The organism is Erwinia sp. PME.40.26/001 (assembly GCF_055556675.1).
In genome coordinates, this window is the sequence record NZ_JBVHNP010000088.1 from 1 (window position 1) to 287 (window position 287).

Genomic DNA, 287 nt, shown 5'->3' on the forward strand with positions numbered 1-287 from the left:
GCGGCGGTGCTCCTCACCGCCTTCGTCCTGTGGCAGCGCCGCGCCTCGCACCCGCTCCTGCCGCTGGCCATCCTGACCGACCGCAACCGCTCCGCCGCCTACCTGTCGATCCTCATCGCCGGCGCGAGTATGTTCGGCATCTTCCTGTTCGTCACGTACTTCCTGCAGGCGACGCTGAAGTTCAGCCCCATCCAGACCGGGCTGGCCTTCCTGCCGATGGTCGTCATGCTCGTCGTCGCCGCGCAGCTGTCGACGAACCTGCTCTTCCCCCGCCTCGGCGCGAAGGT

Annotated in this window: 1 pseudogene; it reads left to right on the top strand. The window is 68.3% G+C overall.

Going from position 1 to position 287, the window contains the following annotated elements:
• A pseudogene (locus ACZ3HG_RS23345) lies at window positions 1-287 on the top strand (MFS transporter); the annotation flags it as partial.